Annotated in this window: 14 protein-coding genes and 1 tRNA gene; 9 read left to right on the forward strand and 6 right to left on the reverse strand. The window is 61.3% G+C overall.

Going from position 1 to position 15,604, the window contains the following annotated elements; genetic code table 11:
• Nucleotides 1-120 precede the first annotated feature (120 nt).
• The 5 genes from ACSSVY_RS12165 to pdxH form a co-directional block, all read right to left on the reverse strand.
• The gene (locus tag ACSSVY_RS12165) at nt 121-3,801 is read right to left on the reverse strand and encodes a vitamin B12-dependent ribonucleotide reductase (protein WP_454269811.1); all 3,681 of its coding nucleotides are present in this window, start codon (nt 3,799-3,801) and stop codon (nt 121-123) included.
• A gap of 501 nt (nt 3,802-4,302) precedes the next feature.
• Nucleotides 4,303-4,379, reverse strand: a tRNA-Pro gene (locus ACSSVY_RS12170).
• 64 nt (nt 4,380-4,443) lie between these two features.
• Entirely contained in the window at nt 4,444-4,839 is a 396-nt protein-coding gene (locus ACSSVY_RS12175) for a DUF192 domain-containing protein (RefSeq protein ID WP_454269812.1), read from the reverse strand.
• Nucleotides 4,840-4,907: 68 nt separating this feature from the next.
• Nucleotides 4,908-5,420 (reverse strand): cold-shock protein, encoded by a 513-nt coding sequence (locus tag ACSSVY_RS12180; RefSeq protein ID WP_454269958.1) that lies wholly within the window; start codon nt 5,418-5,420, stop codon nt 4,908-4,910.
• A gap of 143 nt (nt 5,421-5,563) precedes the next feature.
• On the reverse strand, nt 5,564-6,166 hold the full coding sequence (gene pdxH / locus ACSSVY_RS12185; protein ID WP_454269813.1) for a pyridoxamine 5'-phosphate oxidase: 603 nt from the start codon (nt 6,164-6,166) through the stop codon (nt 5,564-5,566).
• A gap of 158 nt (nt 6,167-6,324) precedes the next feature.
• On the opposite strand from pdxH, the gene fabI reads away from it, so the two are divergent.
• The 9 genes from fabI (at nt 6,325) to ACSSVY_RS12230 (ending at nt 14,796) form a co-directional block, all read left to right on the forward strand.
• Complete coding sequence (gene fabI, locus ACSSVY_RS12190) at nt 6,325-7,155, forward strand: enoyl-ACP reductase FabI (RefSeq protein ID WP_454269814.1); 831 nt, start codon at nt 6,325-6,327, stop codon at nt 7,153-7,155.
• Nucleotides 7,152-7,766, forward strand: a complete 615-nt coding sequence (locus ACSSVY_RS12195) for a LysE family translocator (RefSeq protein ID WP_454269815.1) — start codon at nt 7,152-7,154, stop codon at nt 7,764-7,766. Before fabI ends, ACSSVY_RS12195 begins: the two co-directional genes overlap by 4 nt.
• 11 nt (nt 7,767-7,777) lie before the next feature.
• Nucleotides 7,778-8,383, forward strand: a complete 606-nt coding sequence (locus tag ACSSVY_RS12200; protein ID WP_454269816.1) for a LysE family translocator — start codon at nt 7,778-7,780, stop codon at nt 8,381-8,383.
• Nucleotides 8,384-8,387: 4 nt separating this feature from the next.
• Nucleotides 8,388-8,885 carry a xanthine phosphoribosyltransferase gene (gene gpt / locus ACSSVY_RS12205; RefSeq protein WP_454269817.1) on the forward strand — a complete coding sequence of 166 codons (498 nt, stop codon included), beginning with the start codon at nt 8,388-8,390 and terminating at the stop codon, nt 8,883-8,885.
• A 1-nt stretch (nt 8,886) separates the two neighbouring features.
• Complete coding sequence (locus ACSSVY_RS12210; RefSeq protein ID WP_454269818.1) at nt 8,887-10,092, forward strand: aminotransferase; 1,206 nt, start codon at nt 8,887-8,889, stop codon at nt 10,090-10,092.
• Nucleotides 10,093-10,138: 46 nt separating this feature from the next.
• Nucleotides 10,139-11,983: a peptidyl-prolyl cis-trans isomerase gene (locus tag ACSSVY_RS12215; RefSeq protein WP_454269819.1), complete on the forward strand. Its 1,845-nt coding sequence runs from the start codon at nt 10,139-10,141 to the stop codon at nt 11,981-11,983.
• A gap of 11 nt (nt 11,984-11,994) precedes the next feature.
• Entirely contained in the window at nt 11,995-13,506 is a 1,512-nt protein-coding gene (trpE, locus tag ACSSVY_RS12220) for an anthranilate synthase component I (RefSeq protein WP_454269820.1), read from the forward strand.
• Between the two features lie 91 nt (nt 13,507-13,597).
• Complete coding sequence (locus ACSSVY_RS12225) at nt 13,598-14,215, forward strand: sulfurtransferase (protein WP_454269821.1); 618 nt, start codon at nt 13,598-13,600, stop codon at nt 14,213-14,215.
• Nucleotides 14,216-14,253: 38 nt separating this feature from the next.
• Nucleotides 14,254-14,796, forward strand: coding sequence for a pseudouridine synthase (locus tag ACSSVY_RS12230; RefSeq protein WP_454269822.1), 543 nt, complete (start codon nt 14,254-14,256; stop codon nt 14,794-14,796).
• Between the two features lie 10 nt (nt 14,797-14,806).
• Here the strand turns inward: ACSSVY_RS12230 and ACSSVY_RS12235 are convergent, their stop codons facing one another.
• Entirely contained in the window at nt 14,807-15,550 is a 744-nt protein-coding gene (locus ACSSVY_RS12235) for a 1-(5-phosphoribosyl)-5-[(5-phosphoribosylamino)methylideneamino] imidazole-4-carboxamide isomerase (protein WP_454269823.1), read from the reverse strand.
• Nucleotides 15,551-15,604: the final 54 nt, after the last annotated feature.

Raw genomic sequence — 15,604 nt, forward strand, 5'->3', positions numbered from 1 at the left:
AAAAAGGGGTGCCCGAGGGCGCCCCAAGTTTTGCTGATCAGGCTCATCATTTGACCGCTCGGTTTCTGCCTGCGGCCTGATCCGCCCGGGACGAGCGCACCCGCCCCGTGTCTCAATTCCTCAGCTACACCCGCTCGTTGCCCCACAGGTGTTGCACTTCATGCAGGTGCCGTTACGGACCAGCGTGTAATTGCCGCAATCGCCGCAGGCCTCGCCCTCGTAGCCCTGAAGCCGCGCCTTGGTGCGGGCGTCCATGCTCACCGAACCCGAGGCAACTGCCGTGGTCGTGGTCATCGTCGCCGCCATCGTGGCACTTGAGGTTTCCGGCACCAATCGCGCCAACATGCTCATCGCATCCATGCCGTCGCCCGACGCGCGCGCGATGTTTTGGCCGCCTTGGAACACCGTCAATTCCTGCGGCAGACGCTTGCGCAGATAGCCGGTCGAACTGATCTGACGGAGCACTTCCAAGGATCGGCTGGCGGCGGCCTCGCTCATCTCCGAGACATTGCGCACGCCCTCTTCCTCGCCCCGACCGAGATCGTCAAAGCTCGCCCCCAAGGGTTTGACATGCGCCAGATCGGTCCGGTCGAGATAGCTCACCGCCAGTTCGCGGAATATATAATCGAGGATCGAGGTGGCATTCTTGATGCTGTCATTGCCCTGTACCATGCCCGCCGGCTCGAACTTGGTGAAGGTGAAGGCGTCGACAAACTCCTCCAGCGGCACGCCATATTGCAGGCCAACCGACACCGCGATGGCGAAATTGTTCATCATCGCGCGGAACCCGGCACCCTCTTTATGCATATCGATAAAGATTTCACCGAGCTTGCCATCCTCATACTCGCCGGTGCGCAGGTAAACCTTGTGCCCGCCGACAATCGCCTTTTGCGTATAGCCCTTGCGCCGTTCGGGCAGCTTTTCGCGATGCGATTTCTGGATTTCCTTGATGATCACCTTCTCGACGATCTTCTCGGCCAGCACCTGCGCCTTTTGCTGCGGCGTGCCAGATTCAAAGATTTCGGCGGCTTCTTCATCATCCTCGACAAGGCTGGCCGCAAGCGGCTGGCTCAGCTTCGATCCATCGCGATAGAGCGCATTGGCCTTGACGCCCAACGACCACGACAGCTCATAGGCCTTTTGGCAATCCACGATGGTCGCGTCATTGGCCATGTTGATGGTTTTTGAAATCGCCCCCGAGATAAAGGACTGCGCCGCCGCCATCATGGTGATGTGGCTCTCGACCCCGAGATACCGCTTGCCCTTCTTCCCGCAGGGATTGGCGCAATCAAAGACGTGGTAGTGATCCGTCTTGAGATAGGGCGCACCCTCAAGCGTCATCGTGCCGCAAACATGGTCATTGGCCAGCTCGATATCGCGCTTGGAATAGCCCAGATGCGCCAGAAGGTCGAAGGTCGGATCATTCAGCTTTTCATTGGGGATGCCCAATACCTTGGTGCAGAACTCCGCCCCCAAGGTCCACTGATTGAACACAAACCGGATATCAAAGGCCGAGCCGAGCGCGGCATCCACCTTGGCCAGCTCCGCCTCGCCAAACCCATGACCGATCAGCGACGTGTGGTTGATCCCCGGCGCGTTGCCGATGGTGCCATGGCCCACGGCATAGCTGACGATTTCCTCGATCTGCGCCGGACCATAGCCGAGCTTTTCAAGCGCTGCGGGCACCGAATGGTTGATGATCTTGAAGTAACCACCACCCGCCAGCTTCTTGAACTTCACCAGCGCGAAATCGGGCTCGATGCCGGTCGTGTCGCAATCCATCACCAGACCGATGGTCCCGGTGGGGGCGATCACCGTCGATTGCGCGTTGCGATAGCCGTGCTTTTCACCCAGCTTCAGCGCCTCATCCCAAGACGCCATCGCCAGATCAACCAGCCGCGCATCTGGGCAATTCTTGTGGTCGAGCGGCACGGGTTTCACCGCCAGCGCCTCATAACCCTCGGTCGCGCCATAGGCGGCGTTGCGGTGGTTGCGGATGACGCGCAGCATGTGCTTGCTGTTGCGCTTGTAGCCCGCAAAGGCACCCAGCTCCGCAGCCATTTCTGCGCTTGTGGCATAGGCCACGCCGGTCATGATCGCCGTCAACGCCCCACAGAGCGCGCGGCCCTCGTCGCTGTCATAGCCAAAGCCCATGTTCATCAGCAGGCCGCCGATATTGGCATAGCCCAGACCCAGCGTGCGGAACTCATAGCTGAGTTGCGCGATTTCCTTGGACGGGAACTGCGCCATCGTCACCGAGATTTCCAGCGTCACAGTCCAAAGCCGCGTGGCATGCATATAGGCGTCGGCATCAAACTTGCCGTCCACGTAGAACTTCAAGAGGTTCATCGAGGCCAGATTGCAGGCCGTATCGTCTAGGAACATGTATTCCGAGCAGGGATTCGAGCCGCGAATCTCACCGTCCTCCGGGCAGGTGTGCCAGGCGTTGACCGTGTCGTGATACTGAATACCCGGATCGGCACAGGCCCAGGCCGCGTGCCCCACGTCTTCCCACAGATCACGCGCCTTGATCGTCTTGGCGACCGACCCATCGACACGGTTGATCAGCGCCCAATCGGCATCGTCCTTGACCGCCTTGAGAAAGGCATCGGTGACGCGGATCGAATTGTTGGAGTTCTGACCCGAAACGCTGGCATAGGCCTCGCTGTCCCAATCGGTGTCATAGGTCGGGAATTCGATGCTCTCATAGCCTTGCTTGGCATAGTCCAGCACGCGCTTGACATAGGTCTCGGGGATTTGGACCTGCTTGGCACCACGAATGGCGGCTTTCAGACCGGGGTTCTTCTTGGGATCGACCGAATCCTCAGAACTGCCATCCCAGGCGCGGATCGCGGCAAAGATCTCGTTGAGCTTCTGCTCGTGCATCTTGGAGCCCGCGACGATGCTGGCAACCTTTTGCTCTTCCTTGACCTTCCAGTTGATGAATTCCTGAATGTCGGGGTGGTCGGCGTCACAGATCACCATCTTGGCCGCACGCCGCGTGGTGCCGCCCGATTTGATGGCCCCTGCCGCCCGGTCGCCAATCTTGAGAAAGCCCATGAGGCCAGAGGATTTGCCCCCCCCCGACAGCCGCTCGCCCTCACCGCGCAGGCTGCTGAAATTCGTGCCGGTGCCGGAACCGTATTTGAACAGACGCGCCTCACGCACCCAGAGGTCCATGATCCCGCCATCGCCGACCAGATCATCCTTGACCGACTGGATAAAGCAGGCATGCGGCTGCGGATGCTCATAGGCAGAGGCGGATTTGGTCAACTCGCCGGTCTGGAAATCGACGTAGTAATGCCCTTGGCTCGGACCGTCGATGCCGTAAGCCCAATGCAGGCCGGTGTTGAACCACTGCGGGCTGTTGGGGGCTGCCATCTGGCGCGCCAACATATAGCGCATCTCGTCGAAATAGGCGCGGGCATCGTCCTCTTTGGTGAAATAGCCGCCCTTCCAGCCCCAATAGCACCACGCCCCCGCCAAGCGGTCAAACACCTGCTTGGCCGATGTTTCGCCACCGAATCCGTCATTGTCCGCCGCGGGCACTGACCGCCAGAGAAACTCAGGGACCCCCTCTTCCTTGAGCTTTTCGATCCGGTTGGGGATGCCTGCCTTGCGGAAATATTTTTGCGCAATCACATCGCTCGCGACCTGACTCCAGCCACGGGGAACCTCGATCTCGTCCAGCCGGAACACCGTCGTGCCATCCGGGTTGCGGATCTCGGAACTGGTGGTCACAAATTCAAGCGCGGCATAGGCGTCTTGTCCGGCGGTGGTGAATTTTCTCTCGATTTTCATCTGTGCTGCCCCATCGCAATAGTTCTTGGACCTTTGGCCCGGTGTGAGTTGTTCAATCCGATCCGAAACGGCGTCACCTCGGCGTCACACACGCTCTGCGCGCAAACGATCCGGATCGGTAGCTGGTCGGTCATAGCGAATTCTGATGTCATGTCCCTGCCCGGACTAACCACTATATGTTGTGGCCTTGATGCCCGCCCACACAAACTGACGTATATTGCCATATGCGGTCAACGAAAACTTTTCTGATTAATGCAGAAAAAATGTTTGACTAGGTTTCCGACCAACCCATCCACATGCGTCCCTATGATTCATCCACAGGCTGAGAGGCAGGATGCGCAGCCGCAGCGCCCAAACCAGACAGGCAATAAGCCGTTGTTTCCGGCACAGTTGGACGCCACAGTTGTCAGATTGCGTGAACTGCGCCCTGCACCGGGCACAAACGCAAACAGCGCGCCAGAGTGGCACGCTGAGCGTTTGTCGTCTTGTGAAGATAAACATTGGTCGGGGCGATAGGATTCGAACCTACGACCCCCTGTTCCCAAAACAGGTGCGCTACCAGACTGCGCTACGCCCCGGACCGTGCGCCTGCATACTGACGATTGCAGCGCTTGAAAAGCCAAAAACCGGCATCACGCCGCTTTATTGGCTTTCTGAACAGGGCCAAGCGGCCTTGGTCTGATCTATGGCGGTATGGCGCATGGTCCAACCTTCGGAAATACCGATCTTGCGCGCCAGACCACCGTTGATTTCAAGCACCGCCAGAATCTCCTCCCCACCAAAGATGGGGGACTCGTCCAGGGGCTGTGCCTCGTGATGCACTTTCTTGACGGTCCCGGTCTCGTCCATGAAAATCATGTCGAGCGGAATCAAGGTGTTCTTCATCCAGAACCCCACCGGCTGTGGTTCTGGATAAATAAAGAGCATGCCCGCGCTCATCGACATGGTTTCTCGATTCATGAGACCCTGCGCGCGTTCCTTTTTGTCATCGGCGACTTCGATCCGGAATCGTGCGGTGCCCCCATCGCTTCGCAGCATCGCCACATCCTCGCGACATGATTCCGCTGCCGCAGCACTTGCCAGACAGGCCAGCAAGGCCGTCACTGTCACTCTGACGATTTTACCGCCGTTTCCCATCCACACACCTCGGTTGCCATACGCCCCCTTTTACCATCAATCACGCGAATAGCCAGCGCCTCACCGGGCTGAACATCCGCAAGACCGGAGCGGCGCAGAACCTCGACGTGAACAAACACGTCCTCTTCCCGCCCAAAGGTATTGGCAAAACCGAATCCCTTGCCCTTGTCGAACCATTTGACGCGTGCGGGCTGTAGCGGCGCATTGCGAATGATCTCGGGATCAATATCATCGAGATCGGCCAGGCCCGTATGCTCGAGATCATCCGGTGGATTTATTGCATGCACGGCGACGGCCTGCCGACCGCGTTCGGTCTGCTGTACGTCCAACTCAACCCCGGCGCGATCGGCCACGGAACTTTGACCAAAGTTCCGCAGAACATTGGCATGGAGCAAAATATCAGGGCCACCTTCATCGGCAATTACAAACCCGAACCCCTTAACAGGGTCAAACCACTTAACGCGCCCCTTTACTCTTCGAATTTCATCATCGTTTATCGTCACTTTGTCCTACCTTACAGCCTTCATCCCCAAGACTGCGTTAACACTTGCTTCATATTCACACCTGCTTGCAAGCGGTTAATAATACCTATTTTCAAGCCCTTGCATTTCACGCAACGTGAAATTCATGGGTTGAGGCGTTGAATTTTCCAGGTTTCCGTCGGGGAAGCCCGGCGCCAGACGAACCGATCATGCAGGCGAAAGGCCCCATCTGCCCAAAACTCGATTTCAACCGGAGCGATTCTAAAGCCGCCCCAAAAGGCGGGTCTCGCAGGATTCGGCCCCTTGAGTGCGGTGATCTTGGCCACTTTCGCCATCAATGTCGCACGGCTATCGAGCGGCTGCGATTGCTCCGACGCCCAAGCCCCGAGCCTGCTCTTGAGCGAGCGCGAGGCGTAATAGGCATCCGCACGCTCACCTTCTTCGCGGCTCACGGTGCCACGGACGCGAATCTGTCGGCGCAAGGATTTCCAGTGCAACACCATCGCCGCCTTGGGCGTCGCCGCCAATTCCCGCCCCTTGGCGCTGTTGTAATTGGTATAAAAGATGAACCCGTCAGAGGAGATTTCCTTGAGCAAGACCATCCTCACATTCGGAAGTCCGTCGGCATCCACTGTTGAAAGAGCCACCGCATTAGGGTCATTCGGCTCTGACTCTTCCGCCTCGGCGAGCCAAGTGCGGGCAATCTCAAACGGGTCATCGCCCGCAAACTTTCCATCTCGTTCCATCTAACTGTCCCGATGCCTTATCTCAAAAACCGAACTCTGCGGATCTATCTAACGCACATAGCGGCATTTGACAGCTTGCGCGCCTGAATGACCAGCCCTTGATGCAATCCCCCCAATCGCCTAAAGGTCAGAAAAATCGTGATGGCCGGGGGCTGGGAATGTCGAATAATCTGATGGCGGGAAAACGCGGGCTGATCATGGGGCTCGCCAATGACAAATCAATCGCCTGGGGAATTGCCCGCGCCTGTGCCGATGCAGGCGCAGAGCTTGCCTTCAGCTATCAGGGGGACGCGCTCAAAAAGCGGGTCGATCCTCTGGCGGCGGAACTGGGGTCAACAATCGTCCTGCCCTGCGATGTGGGCAACATGGCCTCGATCGATCAGCTCTTTACCGATCTGGGCACCCATTGGGACAGCCTCGATTTCGTGGTCCATGCCATCGGCTTTTCCGACAAGAACGAATTGCGCGGGCGCTACGTCGACACCAGCCGCGACAATTTTCTGATGACCATGGACATCTCGGTCTATTCCTTTACCGCCGTGATGCAGCGCGCGGAAAAGATGATGGGCGAGGGCGGATCGGCCCTCACCCTTACCTATTACGGGGCCGAACAGGTCATGCCGCATTACAACGTGATGGGGGTGGCCAAGGCCGCCCTTGAGGCATCGGTCAAGTACATGGCCGAGGATCTGGGCAAGGACGGCATCCGCGTCAACGCCATCAGCGCCGGGCCGATCAAGACGCTGGCCGCTTCCGGTATCGGCGATTTCCGCTATATCCTGAAATGGAACGAATTGAATTCCCCCCTGCGCCGCAACGTGACCATCGACGACGTGGGTCGCTCCGCGGTCTACCTGCTCAGTGATCTGGGATCTGGCGTGACCGGCGAGACGCTGCATGTCGATGCCGGCTACCATATCGTTGGCATGAAGGCCGTGGATGCCCCCGACATCGACGCCACCGGCGGGCGCAAGGATCAGGATCAGTGACACTCGCGGCCTTTCTCGCCATTTGCGTCCTGCACCTGATGGCGGCGATCAGCCCCGGACCAGCAGTCTTGATGGCCGCGCGCACCGGCGTCACCGAAGGTCTGCGCACCGGCGCCTTTCTGGCGATGGGCATCGGCGCGGGCGGCGTGATCTGGGCGGCGGCGGCGCTCTTTGGCTTGGGTCTGGTGTTTCAGGCCGCCCCGGCCCTGCTCTGGGCGCTCAAGATCGTCGGAGCCGCCTATCTCATCTGGATGGCTTGGGGCCTGTGGCGCGATGCCGACCGTCCGCTCGACATGGGCGCAGAGGCGCGGCTGCCCCGCTCTGCGGCTTCGGCCTTTCGGCTAGGCCTGATGACGCAATTGGCCAACCCGAAACCGGCGGTGCTCTTTTCCGCAATTTTCATCGGCACCGTGCCCCCCGGCACCTCGCCTTTGATCTTTGCCGCGCTGCTGGCTGTGGTTTTTCTCAATGAAACCCTGTGGAACATCCTTGTTGCGCGCATCTTCTCGCTGAAACGCAGCCGCACCGCCTATGTCAGCCTGAAATCCATCCTTGATCGCACGTTCGGCGGGCTTTTGGCCCTGCTTGGCGTCAAGATCGCGAGCACCTGAGAGGACAGCCCATGACCGCGCTCGATCTTCTGGCCTTCAACGCGGTTCTGGCCGCGGCCATTCTCAGCCCCGGTCCCGCCCTCTTGTTTGCCCTGCGCACCGCATTGGCCGATGGCCGCAGCGCGGGCATCGCCGCAGGACTGGGCCTTGGCCTTGTCGCCGCACTCTGGACACTCGCCGCACTTCTGGGGCTCGAGGCGCTCTTTACCCTCTTTCCTTGGGCCTACATGGCGCTCAAAATCGCAGGGGCGGCCTATCTCCTCTATATCGCCTGGACCACATGGCGCGCCGCGCGGCAGCCCGTGACCGAAGGAACCCGCAAACCGCGCGGGCGCGCATTTCTGGATGGCATCCTGATCAACCTTGGCAATCCGAAATCCGCGCTCTTCGCCGCCTCGGTTCTGGTTGTGATCTTTCCCAAGGGGCTGTCGGCGCTGGAAATCGCGCTCATCACCGCCAATCACATGCTGGTGGAATGGCTCTTTTACGCGGGCTTCGCCACCCTCCTGAGCGGGGCAGCCGCCCGCAGCGCCTATCTTGGCGCAAAACCGGTGATCGACCGCGCAGCAGCCCTCCTTCTGGGCGCGCTCGGGCTGAAACTCCTCTTGAGCAGGTAACGACATGATGGACCGCCTCCCCCATGAAAAGGGCTTTCACGTAAGCTGGGATCAACTCCACCGCGACGCCCGCGCCCTTGCATGGCGATTGCAGGACAAGACGCCCGAGAACGGCTGGCGCGCCGTTGTGGCGATCACGCGCGGCGGCATGGCCCCGGCAATGATCGTCGCGCGTGAGTTGGACATTCGCACCGTCGACACAATCAGCGTCAAATCCTACAACCACCAGACCCAGACCGCGCCCGTGGTGATCAAATCCCCGGATATGACGATCATGGGCGATGGTGCGGGCGTGCTGATCGTCGATGATCTGGTGGACACTGGCCGCACACTGGAAGTCGTGCGCCAACATCTGCCAAAGGCGCATGTCGCCACCGTCTACGCCAAACCGATGGGCCGCGCACAGGTCGAAACCTTTGTGACCGAAGTCAGTCAGGACACCTGGATCTTCTTCCCTTGGGACATGGCGCTGCAATATGTCGAACCCTACCGGGGCACCTGACATGACCAACCTGCCCCGCACCGCCTGCACCTTTTCACCCCCCGTGATGGAGGCGCGGCGTTGGCTCAATGGGGTGACATTCCCGGCCCATCGCCCGCTCATCAACGTAAGCCAAGCCGCCCCTGTCGCGCCCCCGCCAGAGGCGCTGCGCCGTGCGGTGGCTGAGGCGGCGCTGAATGAACCGCAGGCGCATCTCTACGGCCCCGTGCTGGGCCTGCCCGACCTGCGCGCAGAAGTGGCGGCGCACTGGTCCGCGACGTATGGCGGCAGCATCACGCCCGCTCAGGTCGCCATCACCTCGGGTTGCAATCAGGCCTTTTGCGCAGCCATCACCACGCTCTGCGCCGAAGGGGATGAGGTTATCCTTCCAACCCCTTGGTATTTCAACCATAAAATGTGGCTCGACATGGCAGGCGTGCGGGCTGTCCCGCTTCCTGCGGGGGCCGAACTCTTGCCCGATCCGGATCAGGCAGCGGCGCTCATCACGCCCCGCACCCGCGCCATCGTGCTCGTCACCCCCAACAATCCGGGCGGCGTGGAATACCCCAGCGACCTCACCCGCGCCTTCTATGCTTTGGCGCAAGAGCGCGGCATCGCCCTCATCGTGGATGAAACCTACCGCGATTTCGATGCCCGCCCCGGCGCGGGCCATGATCTCTTTCACGATCCCGACTGGGCCGATACGCTCATCCAGCTTTATTCCTTCTCCAAGGCCTACCGCCTGACCGGGCACCGCGTCGGCGCGATGGTGGCCTCCCCGACCCGTCTGGCCGAGGTCGAGAAATTCCTCGACACCGTTACCATCTGCCCCAACCAACTGGGTCAGATCGCGGCGCTCTGGGGGATGCGCAATCTGGGCCAATGGCTCGCAGGCGAGCGCGCCGAAATCCTCGACCGGCGCGCGGCCATCCATGACAATATGCCCAAACTCTCCGGGCAGGGCTGGCGCCTCTTGGGGTGTGGTGCCTATTTCGCCTATATGGCGCATCCCTTCGCGATGGCCTCCAACCAACTGGCACAGGCGCTGGTGCCCGAGGCAGGCGTGCTCCTGCTCCCCGGCACGATGTTCCGGCCCGCCGATGACCCACAGGGGCTTCGCGAATTGCGCGTGGCCTTCGCCAATCTCGACCGCGCCGGCATCGACACGCTCTTTGACAGGCTGAGCGCCCTCCGCTGGCCTCTTGTCCCGAGCGGCGACACCGCGTAGACAGTCGCCCAAGCAGGCAGAAGCCACAAACGGACAGGGGGCCATCATGGCGGTCAAAGGTATTTCCAAAGGCGCAATGTGGGTTCTGATGGGGCTCTTGATCGTGGGCCTTGCCGGGTTTGGCGCAACCAACCTCTCTGGCACCGTGCGCAGCGTCGGTCATGTCGGCACGGCCGAGATTGACCTGACCACCTATGCCCGTGCATTGCAGAACGAAATCCGCGCGCTCGAGGCAGAGCGCGGCTCCGCCATCAGCCTTGCCGAGGCCCGCGCGGCCGGGGTCGATACCGATGTGCTGTCGCGCCTCATCGCCCGCGCCGCATTGGAACACGAGGCCGACCGTCTGGGACTGTCCATCGGCGACGTGAATCTGCGCGAGCAGATTGTTGAAATTCCGGCCTTTCAGGGGCTGGACGGCAGCTTTGACCGCGAGGCCTATCGCTTTGCCCTCGACCAAGCGGGGCTGAACGAGACCCAGTTCGAGGAAAACATCCGCGCCGAAACGGCGAGCACATTGGTGCAGGCCGCAGCCCTCGCCGGGTTGCAAACCCCTGCGACCTATCTGGACACGATGATGACCTATCTGGCAGAGCGTCGCAGTCTGGCCTTTGCCGTTCTGGATCGCAGCGCGTTGCAATCCGGCCTGCCCGTCCCCTCGGAAGAGGATTTGCAAGCCTATCATCAGGCCAATCTCCCGAGCTTCACCACACCTGAAACCAAGAAAATCGCCTTTGCGTGGATCACGCCCGCCATGATCATCGACAGTGTTGAGGTCGAAGAAGCCGCCTTGCGCGACGCCTATGCCGAACGTGAGGCGGAGTTCAACCTGCCCGAGCGGCGGCTGGTGGAACGTCTGATCTTTGCCGATACAGAGGCCGCGACCCGTGCCCGGACCCGCATCGACGAGGGGGTAGCCCTCGAAATGCTCGTCTCCGAGCGCGGACTAGAGATGTCCGATGTCGATCTGGGCGATGTCGCACGCGAGGATCTCGGCAGCGCTGCGGAGCCAGTCTTTTCGGCCGAGGCCGGAGAGGTGGTTGGCCCGATTGACACCAATCTTGGCCCAGCTCTGTTTCGCGTCAACGCCATTCTGGCCGCTCAAGTCACCCCTTTTGAAGAGGCAGAGCCGCAGCTGCGCGATCAACTTGCTAGTGACCGCGCCCGCCGCGTGATCGAAGCGCAGATCGACACCGTAGACGATCTTCTCGCAGGGGGCGCGACGCTCGAAGATGTGGCCAAGGAAACCAACATGGAACTCGGCAGCATCGACTGGCATCCCGGCCTGACCGAAGGCATGGCGGCCTATGACAGCTTCCGCGAGGCCGCCGATGCCGTAGCGACGGGCGATTACCCGGAAGTCGTGCAGCTCGCCGATGGCGGCATCTTTGCCCTGCGTCTCGACGGCATCGACGAACCACGCATTCAGCCGCTTGAGGATGTCCGAGACGCGGTTGTGACCGGCTGGCGTACCAAGGCGACAGTAGAGGCGCTCAAGACCCAAGTGGAGCCGCAACTCGCAGAGTTGCGCGCCGGGGCGAGCTTTGCCGATCTCGGCCTGACCGCGACCGACATCACCAACATGACCCGCCGCGATTACCGCCCCGAGGCCCCGGCCGAATTCATCGACACCGTGTTTGACATGGAAGAGGGAGAGGTTCGCGTGATCGAGGGCGAAGGCCGTCTTTTCGTCCTGCGACTCGACAGTATCGCGCCGCCCGCTGAGGATGCCGAAGACGAGGATCTCGCCCGCCTGCGCGCAGCGCTTCAGGATCAGGTGGCCGGTGATCTCGGGCAGGATCTCTTTCAGGTGCTGGCCAACGATATCCGGGCCCGCGCGGGTGTCGAACTCGATCAGGCGGCCCTCAACGCCGTGCATGCCAATTTCAACTGAGGACCGCGCAATTGGAACTGACCCCGTCGTTCGAGGATTTCGCCCGCGCCTATGAGGCGGGCGAAAATCAGGTGGTGCATGCGCGGCTTGCGGCCGATCTCGACACGCCCGTATCTCTGATGCTCAAGCTGACAGGGGCGGCGCGTGATGCCTTCCTGCTCGAATCCGTGACGGGCGGCGAATTGCGCGGACGCTATTCCATCATCGGCATGAAACCCGATGTCATCTGGGAGTGTCACGGCACCAGCAGCCGCATCAACCGTCAGGCCCGGTTCGATCACGACGCCTTCGAGGATCAGCAAGGCGATCCCTTGACCAACCTGCGCGCCCTCATCGCCGAGAGCCGCATCGCCCTGCCCGAAGGCATGCCCGCCGCCAGCGCCGGGCTCTTTGGCTATCTTGGCTATGACATGATCCGGCTTGTCGAACACCTACCGAATGTGAACCCGGACCCGCTTGGCCTGCCCGATGCCGTGATGCTGCGCCCGTCCGTGATTGCCGTGCTCGACGGCGTCAAGGGCGAGGTGATGGTTGTGGCCCCCGCTTGGGTCGGCACCGGGCAATCGGCACGCGCGGCCTATGCGCAAGCCGCCGAGCGGGTGATGGACGCAGTCCGCGATCTCGAACGCGCCTTGCCGCAATCCAGCCGCAGCTTGGGCGAGGCGCATGAAGACGCAGCGCCCGTGTCGAATTTCACCCGAGAGGCCTACAAGGCCGCCGTGGACAAGGCCAAGGATTACATTCGCGCAGGCGACATCTTTCAAGTCGTCCCCTCACAGCGCTGGACGCAGCCTTTTCGCCAACCCCCATTTTCACTTTACCGATCTTTACGGCGGACAAACCCATCTCCATTCATGTTTTTCTTTCACTTTGGCGACTTTCAGGTGATTGGGGCCAGCCCTGAAATCCTCGTCCGCGTTTTCGGCCAAGAGGTAACGATCCGTCCCATCGCTGGCACCCGTCCCCGCGGCGCGACACCCGAAGAAGACCGCGCTCTCGAGGCTGATCTTCTGGCGGATAAAAAGGAACTGGCCGAGCATCTCATGCTGCTTGATCTGGGCCGCAATGACGCGGGCCGCGTCTGCAAGATCGGCACCGTGCATCCCACCGAGAAATTCATCATCGAGCGCTACAGCCACGTCATGCACATCGTCTCGAACGTCGTGGGGGAGTTGGCCGAAGATCAAGACGCGCTGAGCGCCCTCCTTGCCGGTCTGCCCGCTGGCACGGTCTCGGGCGCGCCCAAGGTCCGCGCGATGGAGATCATCGACGAGTTGGAGCCCGAGAAACGTGGCGTCTACGGCGGCGGCGTTGGGTATTTCAGCTCAGGCGGCGATATGGATGTCTGCATCGCCCTGCGGACTGCCGTGGTCAAGGACGAGAAGCTCTATATTCAGGCGGGCGGCGGCGTGGTCTATGATAGCGACCCCGAGGCGGAATATATGGAAACCGTCCATAAATCCAACGCTATCCGCCGCGCGGCTGCCGATGCCGCACGCTTTGGCGGCGACACCAACGGCTGATCCCATTTGACTCAGGTCAAGGCGTGCGCGCTCTTGCGGGCGTAGGCCTAACCCATCATATTCCAATTTAGGAATATAATGGGGGAAGCCAATGATCCGCATGACCCGATTCGACGCCCCGGCCCTTGTGGCCCTCGCCCTGGCCCTTGCACCGCTCTCCAGCGCCGCCGGGGGCGCGCTACACCTGCAAGACCCCATCGCCGCTGAAACCCTGAGCAAGAGCAAACAGACCACTCCCGGCCTCTATATCACCGCCGCCGATGCCGCCCGCGTGCTGGCCGACCACCCCAATGTGGCGCTCATCGACGTGCGCACCCCGTCCGAGGTGAACCTGATCGGCTATGCCACCGCTGCGGCCGCCAATATCCCCTCGAAACTGATGGACCCCGCCCTCGCCTTCGACGCCAAGAAGGGCATGTATAAAATGGTGGACAACCCCGCCTTCGTCGACGAGATGAAGACGTGGCTCGCGAGCGATGCCGCCGCCGGCGTGGATACCCTGCTGGTGATGTGCCGCTCTGGGTCGCGCAGCGCCGAGGCCATCGCCAAACTGGTCGAGGCCGGTGTCGCTGTGACGCTCTACAACGTCGTCGACGGCTTTGAGGGCGACACCAACGACGCAGGCGCGCGCGTCGTCAACGGCTGGCGCAATGCCGGTCTCCCTTGGACCTACAAGATCCGCGAAGGCCTGCGCCCCGGCTATAACTGAGACTTGCGGCGGGCCTGTCCCTGAGGCATCAGAGGTGCATGGCCCGCCTCATCCTCTTCAACAAACCCTATGACGTGCTGTCGCAATTCACCGATCGCGGCTCTGCGGATAGCCCCCGCGCCACGCTCTCGGATTTCATCGACGTGCCGCGCGTCTATCCCGCCGGACGGCTGGACCGCGACAGCGAGGGGCTCTTGGTGCTGACCGATGATGGCCAACTTCAAGCGCGCATCGCAAACCCCCGTTTCAAAACTGAAAAAACCTATTTCGCCCAAGTCGAGGGACTACCCGATGACGCGGCCCTCGCGGCGCTGCGCGCAGGTGTCACGCTCAACGATGGCCCAACGCGCCCCGCGCGTGTGGAACGGATGGAGCCGCCAACCCTCTGGCCGCGCACGCCACCTGTCCGCTTCCGCAAATCCGTGCCGGATTGCTGGCTGAAACTGACGATCTCCGAGGGGCGCAACCGTCAGGTGCGCCGCATGACTGCCCATATCGGCCACCCCACCCTGCGCCTCATCCGCTGGCGCATTGGTGAGTGGACACTGGACGGCATCGGCCCCGGCCAGTGGCGGGGCTGACGCGGCGGGTTCAGATGAACGCGGCCTTCGCTTCGGGCATCGCCCGCGCGACCTCCAGAGCCTCGGCCAGATCGACATCCTTGGACAACAGCGCGCGCCCGATGAGTGTCCCCGCGATATTCGGAATATAGCGCAACCGCGCCACATCATCGACCGTCCGCACCGTGCCACGCGCAATCACCGCATGCCGCGTCTTGGCTGCCAGCCCGGAAATCACTCCGAGACTGCCATCACTATCCTCGATGTCGGCATCAATATCGGTAATCAAAAGACCTGCCAGCGGCACACCGTCAAAGGCCGCAATGAATTCGGCCGGGCCAAAGGCGGAAGCCGTGCGCCAGCCATCGGTCATCAACTGACCCTGATATATATCAACTGCCACAACGATCTGATCCGGGTGATACTTGGCCAGAGCCTTGACCGCCTCAGGGTCCTGTATCGCCATCGTGCCCAGCACAATCCGCCCCGCACCTTTGTCGATCCAGCGCTCCACCGCCTCACGCGACCGAAAACCGCCGCCCAATTGCACCGGAATACCCACGGCACGGATGATCTGCTCGATGAGATCATTGTTGTCCCCCGCGCCACGCAGCCCGCTCATATCCGTAAGATGCATCCATTCGGCACCCGCCGCAACAAACCCGCGCGCGGTCTCGACCGGATCCAAATGCCATCGCACGGGCTCATTCAGCCGTCCCCGAGTCAGGGTGACACATTTACCATCGAGAATTTCCAAGGTGGGATAGAGGATCATCGCCATGCCCTTTCGCTATGGGTGTGAGCATATCCTGAGGTCAAACCACCCCTC

Source organism: Roseovarius sp. MBR-51, assembly GCF_053628575.1.

Coding starts and splice junctions, on each gene's coding strand:
- ACSSVY_RS12165 (WP_454269811.1), bottom strand. CDS start 3,801: ATGAAAATCGAGAGAAAATTCACCACCGCCGGACAAGACGCCTATGCC.
- ACSSVY_RS12175 (WP_454269812.1), bottom strand. CDS start 4,839: ATGCTGCGAAGCGATGGGGGCACCGCACGATTCCGGATCGAAGTCGCC.
- pdxH (WP_454269813.1), bottom strand. CDS start 6,166: ATGGAACGAGATGGAAAGTTTGCGGGCGATGACCCGTTTGAGATTGCC.
- fabI (WP_454269814.1), top strand. CDS start 6,325: ATGTCGAATAATCTGATGGCGGGAAAACGCGGGCTGATCATGGGGCTC.
- ACSSVY_RS12200 (WP_454269816.1), top strand. CDS start 7,778: ATGACCGCGCTCGATCTTCTGGCCTTCAACGCGGTTCTGGCCGCGGCC.
- gpt (WP_454269817.1), top strand. CDS start 8,388: ATGATGGACCGCCTCCCCCATGAAAAGGGCTTTCACGTAAGCTGGGAT.
- ACSSVY_RS12210 (WP_454269818.1), top strand. CDS start 8,887: ATGACCAACCTGCCCCGCACCGCCTGCACCTTTTCACCCCCCGTGATG.
- ACSSVY_RS12215 (WP_454269819.1), top strand. CDS start 10,139: ATGGCGGTCAAAGGTATTTCCAAAGGCGCAATGTGGGTTCTGATGGGG.
- ACSSVY_RS12225 (WP_454269821.1), top strand. CDS start 13,598: ATGATCCGCATGACCCGATTCGACGCCCCGGCCCTTGTGGCCCTCGCC.
- ACSSVY_RS12230 (WP_454269822.1), top strand. CDS start 14,254: ATGGCCCGCCTCATCCTCTTCAACAAACCCTATGACGTGCTGTCGCAA.
- ACSSVY_RS12235 (WP_454269823.1), bottom strand. CDS start 15,550: ATGATCCTCTATCCCACCTTGGAAATTCTCGATGGTAAATGTGTCACC.